The following is a 5,572-nucleotide window of genomic DNA, read 5'->3' as shown; positions in this document are numbered from 1 at the left end:
ATAAAAAATGAAGCCAAACTTCTTATTATGCTTGACTTTACGTAGAAAAACCTCCGTTATGTTTTTAAAAATTCTATCCACGTTTCATCATATCAAAGACTTACATTATACGGCAAGTGCGTGTTCTGAGCATTCTGTTTATTTTCTGGAGATGTTATTTATCATTTTTGATAATTTTCATCACTTTTGGTGCAATTAAACTTTGTTCTAAAACTAAATCAACTGGCTTATAGTCAGGATCAATACATTCATCCCAATATTCAAGGTGCTTTTTGTCGATATAACTCTCTGACTCTTCGACCGCACTACCATTTTCACCCTGTACTGAATACCAATAAAAGTATGTATAACCATCTTCATTTTCATCTTTAAAAACAGTTTCGACATACATCTTTTCACCGGACATCGTGGCTACGGTATCTTCATGATGGCTATTCAAAAAATCCATCCATTCTTGAGCTTCCGCTTCTTTACCTTTTTTGATACGAAAACGTGTTAATTCGACTTGTGTCATTTTATTATCCTTCTATCTTTTTACCATTAACGTATTTTCTCTTAGCATTAATCACCATCTTTTATATTTGCACATTTTTTTGCAAAATTTCATTATTACTTCCGCAAGATCACATTTTTGGGTAATTTGTGGGAAATTTAACCAGGGATGGATTGAAATCGTATTTTGGAACATATACAATGCACTTTCTTAAATATACTGTATTGATTGCTGTTGAAAATTTTTATCAAAATCGATCACCGTGGTTTGATAATCGGTAATTTTATTAGGATCTTCTTCATATCCGTAGCCTATATTAAATTGAGCTGCCATTTGACCAAGCAGATTCAAAATATCCACGAAATCCTCAAAATTATACACGTAGATCGTATAGCCATTTTTACACTCTTCAATTTTGCCATGATAGTCGAATTAAGAGATGTTGAAAATTTATACCATTTTATAAATTTCTGCTTTTTCTTAACGTTCATCATTCGCCACTTAAATCCTACTCAAAATCTGCGAACAAACATCTAATCCTACAGCATGCGATTCATGTCCCCAATTGCGATAATCATAATTTTCAATATTAGCTAGTGAATCTGCAGTGAATAATATTTGTGCAAATTCAACTTTTCTAAATTGTGCACACGCCGCTATTGCTGCACACTCCATCTCAACCGTCGCAGCTCCTAATTTTTGAAATTGTTTAACTTTTTTAGATGTTTCTCTGAAGAAACCATCTGTTGTCCAAGTGGTTATTTCATCGTAGTCCAAATTCATATCCGTAATTACTTTTCCAATTTCATTAATATAATTAGATCTCATATCGATGAATTGTCCTGGTTCCTTATAGTAAAAGGAGGTACCTTCGCCTCTAATTGCTTTCACAGGCAAAAACATAGCATTTTCTGGTAACTCTTTAATAGCACCTGCATTGCCAAAGGCTAAAACTTGCTTTACCCCATAAGCAATTAGCCAATCAAGCAACATCGTAGCAGCTGCCGCCCCTAAAGGAGCTTGACATAAGGTCATCTTTTCATGATTAATTTCTATTTCATAAATATTAGGTTGAAAAGATATTGTGTCATATTTTCCCAATACCTTATGAGGTACAGATTTTAAGAAATTCTCAATATCAGAAGCTGGAACAAACGCATACAACAATTTTGAATGAAATTTAAAAGGTAAATGCTCAACTTCTGGCTCAAGCACTGCATGTTGGTCATTATCAAAATCTAAAATAAATGGTTTTTCACTCATCTCTATCCCTCCAAATCATAACCACCATTCTGGGGTTAATTCACTTAATGTCATTACTTTATTACTCTCATAGTCCATCATTACTTCAACATTTTGATAATCTTTTTCCATCATCTGAACCATGAATTCGCGGCAGGCACCACATGGCGCACCATTTTTACCATCAGGCATAAGCGCCAATACACGTGAGATTTTAGTTTCACCATTAGTAATCATATTAAAAAGCACATTTCTTTCAGCACATACGCCTAAAGTACAGGCTGTGTCAACACACACTCCGGTATAAATCTTCCCCGATTCTGACAATACTGCAGCGGCCACACCACCGGCTTCCATATGATCGGATATTTCATGGAAGCCCTGTACTTTTTTGGCTGCTTGAAACATCTTCTGCCAAGTAGAGTCAAGAGCTAATCTATTTTTAACGTCTTTCATATTTTTCTCCTTTTAGTGCAAAATACTTTAGCCATTGTAAAAATTAAAATCCAAATAACTAAACTTAGTAGCCAGAACCAGGAATTATTGGTTATCGTCAACGAGACTCCATTATTTACCATCAAGTTCATTTTTATACCAAAAATTAGCTCAATAGTATGTAATCGCACGTGCGTCCACAATGAAAAAACAAAGTACAGCATAATGCAAGTGCACCAAATTCCTACTGCTTTAAAAATATTTTTTACAATTGTATTCATCTTAATTATTCCAATTCCATCGTGTCCTCAGAAAAAACGATTGGAAATTCATCAGACCATTTCTCAGTCCTTGTTTCGGTTACCTTAAAGCCAAATTTCTGATACAAATTCTTGGCGCGTTCATTATCAGCAAACACGGCTAATCTTACTGGTCGCGGCAGCTTCGCCAGAGCGGTCTTCATCAATGCGGAACCAATGCCTTTTCCCTGCATCCCTTGCAAAACATACAAGAAATCTAAACGGTGTCGTCCAAGACCGACAAATCCAACTACTTGCTCATCTTTTTCAGCAACGTAAATATCACAGGACAAAAAATACTTGAGATATGGTGCATCTTTTAACGAAATAAAAACTTGTTCCATCCCTTCTGCTTCAAGTTCCTGCATTTGTCCTTCATCCATGACTTTAGCAAGTTCATCAAAGTCTTCTGCTTTATATTTTCTAATCATGACTTCTGTCAAAACCAAATGCACCTCTTTCATTAATTTATTATAAGAAATAGATTGTTTTTTTAATTCTATCATATATAATTTTAAGCAACATGCTAAATTGTTGAAATGAGGAAATCGAGATGAGAAAAACAACTAAGTTTATTCAGCTACTTCTGATAGTTTTAACTTTACTAGTTGGTTCATTTTGTGCTGCGACAGCGTGGATGGCCTTCAATAATGGTGATCAAAAAGTTATGTTTGTCGCACTAATTTGTGCTCTAATTTGCTTTATCGGCGCTATTGCTTACTTAAAAATGATTCTAAGTCCAGCTAAAGAAGAAACTGAGGAAGATCATCAGATAAAAGTTTCTGCAGCATATCAAACTTTTTCAATCTTAGATTATGTGACTATTGGAGCAAGTATTATTTCAATGATTATATCTACCTACTTGAAAAACACTAACTCTGCCAATTCACAAATCGCATTAACTATCTCTTTAACGCTTTTTGCAGTTTGGCTACTGGGCAATATAATCAACATCATTTGTTTACTTAGACCTTCGGAGAAATAAAGAAAAGCCGCAACAGTGGCTTTTTTTACTTTTATACACTTATGGTGAATGCGAAAATGAAACTTAGAAAAATTAATCCTCAAACATATGAACTATTTGAAAACAATCAATCTTTAGGTACCATTTCTACTTACCGCAATCTTTTTCATGACTCTTGTATATACTTGAAGTTTAACTTAATTAAAATTCCAACCACTTCACCATTTCTAGAAATTAGGAAGCAAGAACAAAAGCCACTACAAGTCATGATTGAATCTAGCCACACTAAACTCGTAGATTTTATGCTAAAAAATGGTTTCAAATGTAAAAGATATTGCTTTGAGGCTGAAGTTAGTGCTACTGACTTAAAGCATCCCTTAAGAACCAATTTTAAAGTTGTGCCTTTTATCGCTACTGATCCTATCTATTCAAAATGTTGCGATTTTCTTTATAAATATTACAAAACTACTCATGAATTAGTCTCACCTCTTACCGCTAGTAAGAATGAATTCATTACTGAAGTTCCGACAAAAACTGGATATTATAGTTTGGATAAACAGGGGCGACTCAACAATGTTGCTTTTACAGAAAACAATGAAATTGCTTATCTATGCTCAGTTGATCCTACAAGTTGTTCATCCTTTATAGATAATTTGTTAATTAAAATCTTCAAAAAATATTCCACTACATTTTTTGAAGCCGACGATACCGATTGGGCGGCTAGTGAATTACTTGATAAGTTTAATTATAAAAAGAATGAAAGTTTCAACACTTACATTTACGAGTAAGAGCTTTACCTTTTTTAACTTTTTCTTAATATAATAAAAATTATGGCATACTAACCGCAATACATATATCTAATTGAAGTTGTTGTGAATGTTAGAAAAGAAACTTTACCTATTATCTCGAGCCACCATGCTTTTATCCAATTCTCTCTTTGGCATGATCATCATCTGGTGGCTGCAAACCCAAACCGGCAAATCATCTTTAGTCGGCTTGACTAACGCGATTTTCTCAATTACCGCTGCCTTATCAATTTTTACGGTCCAATTATTGATAAGCATTCCTTCAAGAGAACCAGTCAAACATCCCTATTGGTTCAAACTATCTTGTTATTCCTTTTAACGGCAGTGATGTTCTGGCTGAGTCACGACATAGTTTTGAACATTTTAATCTCTACTATTATGTCCATGTGCGATGAATTCTTCAGTCCGGCCGATCGTGCAATCCTTAAAGAAAGCGTCCCTTCTAAAAAAGATTTAAACAGCTTAATTTCAAAGTTGAGTATGATTGATCAAGTTGTGAATATCGCTGGTACTGCCCTTTCAGGTGTTTTATTGAGTCTTTTAATCACTGGCCAATCGATGCTGGTTTGTAGCTGCTTAAGTCTGATTAGTATCTTCTTCCTGTACATTGCGTTAAGAAAAATTCCATCGACTAAACCTCAAGCAAACGATACTGATGATAAAACTAATAACTATCGCGCAAAAGTGTTCAGCGGCTTAAAGTATATTCGCCAAAATAGGTTTCTTAAATACTACTTTTGGTCATGTATCTGCTATTCCTTCGTTTCACCAGCGTTAATTATTCTCTTACCTAAACTAGCCGATAAGCTTGGCTCTGCTGGACTTTATAGTACATTCTATCTTTGCTTTGTCGGTGGCTTTCTCTTAGGAGCACTCATCTCGGGCAAGCTAACTCCTACAGTTAAAACGATCTCCTACACTTGGATGCTTAGTACCATTCCTTTATTAATGATGATCTTCTTCCTGTCTAATTGGCTTGCATTAAGTGTGCTCATCGCCTTGTTTGGTTTTCTAACTAGTTTTCAAAATATTCTGTCAGAATCAATGATTCAGATTACTACGGAAGATGCTTATTTAGGACGTGTCCTAACCACGATTCGTACTAGTACTTCAATTGGTGGTCCAATCAGCTCCGTGGTTGCTGGGATCATGCTTGACCATTCAGGTGACCAAATTTTGATTATTCTCTGCGCGATATTCGTCCTCATTGGTGGAATCAACATGCTATTTGCAAAAGAAGCGGCAAACTAAGCCGCTTTTTATTTTGTTCAAAGATATTTTCGCCGATTGTAAAATCAAATTGAACACTTTAGAAAAATAAAAAGTCCATCTG

At 34.8% G+C, this 5,572-nt stretch carries 9 protein-coding genes; 3 read left to right on the top strand and 6 right to left on the bottom strand.

Features of this window, described 5'->3' with window-relative positions; all coding sequences use genetic code 11:
* Nucleotides 1-154: 154 nt before the first annotated feature.
* The 5 genes from FC37_RS04655 to FC37_RS04635 form a co-directional block, all read right to left on the bottom strand.
* Nucleotides 155-514: a DUF6176 family protein gene (locus FC37_RS04655; RefSeq protein ID WP_025006457.1), complete on the bottom strand. Its 360-nt coding sequence runs from the start codon at nucleotides 512-514 to the stop codon at nucleotides 155-157.
* A 189-nt stretch (nucleotides 515-703) separates the two neighbouring features.
* Nucleotides 704-853 carry a hypothetical protein gene (locus tag FC37_RS10755; RefSeq protein WP_155830918.1) on the bottom strand — a complete coding sequence of 50 codons (150 nt, stop codon included), beginning with the start codon at nucleotides 851-853 and terminating at the stop codon, nucleotides 704-706.
* 141 nt (nucleotides 854-994) lie between these two features.
* On the bottom strand, nucleotides 995-1,756 hold the full coding sequence (locus tag FC37_RS04650) for a nucleoside phosphorylase (protein ID WP_025006458.1): 762 nt from the start codon (nucleotides 1,754-1,756) through the stop codon (nucleotides 995-997).
* Between the two features lie 15 nt (nucleotides 1,757-1,771).
* Nucleotides 1,772-2,191, bottom strand: coding sequence for a cytidine deaminase family protein (locus FC37_RS04645; RefSeq protein ID WP_025006459.1), 420 nt, complete (start codon nucleotides 2,189-2,191; stop codon nucleotides 1,772-1,774).
* A gap of 265 nt (nucleotides 2,192-2,456) precedes the next feature.
* Nucleotides 2,457-2,933, bottom strand: a complete 477-nt coding sequence (locus FC37_RS04635) for a GNAT family N-acetyltransferase (protein WP_035434669.1) — start codon at nucleotides 2,931-2,933, stop codon at nucleotides 2,457-2,459.
* A gap of 89 nt (nucleotides 2,934-3,022) precedes the next feature.
* Here FC37_RS04635 and FC37_RS04630 point away from each other — a divergent pair, with 89 nt between their 5' ends.
* Both FC37_RS04630 and FC37_RS04625 read left to right on the top strand, forming a co-directional pair.
* A complete protein-coding gene (locus FC37_RS04630) occupies nucleotides 3,023-3,454 on the top strand; it encodes a hypothetical protein (protein ID WP_056945514.1) in 432 nt (143 codons plus the stop codon).
* A 56-nt stretch (nucleotides 3,455-3,510) separates the two neighbouring features.
* Nucleotides 3,511-4,221, top strand: coding sequence for a hypothetical protein (locus tag FC37_RS04625; protein WP_025006461.1), 711 nt, complete (start codon nucleotides 3,511-3,513; stop codon nucleotides 4,219-4,221).
* A 105-nt stretch (nucleotides 4,222-4,326) separates the two neighbouring features.
* Here FC37_RS04625 and FC37_RS10750 read toward each other — a convergent pair whose 3' ends face one another.
* Nucleotides 4,327-4,518 (bottom strand): hypothetical protein, encoded by a 192-nt coding sequence (locus FC37_RS10750; protein WP_013641887.1) that lies wholly within the window; start codon nucleotides 4,516-4,518, stop codon nucleotides 4,327-4,329.
* 9 nt (nucleotides 4,519-4,527) lie between these two features.
* On the opposite strand from FC37_RS10750, the gene FC37_RS04615 reads away from it, so the two are divergent.
* Nucleotides 4,528-5,490: an MFS transporter gene (locus FC37_RS04615; RefSeq protein WP_236697280.1), complete on the top strand. Its 963-nt coding sequence runs from the start codon at nucleotides 4,528-4,530 to the stop codon at nucleotides 5,488-5,490.
* The last annotated feature ends 82 nt before the right edge of the window (nucleotides 5,491-5,572 follow it).

Source organism: Lactobacillus gallinarum DSM 10532 = JCM 2011, from assembly GCF_001434975.1.
In the GTDB taxonomy this organism is placed as follows: Bacteria; Bacillota; Bacilli; order Lactobacillales; family Lactobacillaceae; genus Lactobacillus; species Lactobacillus gallinarum.
Note: the sequence above shows the minus strand (reverse complement) of the source record. Positions and strands in the feature narration are given on the sequence as shown.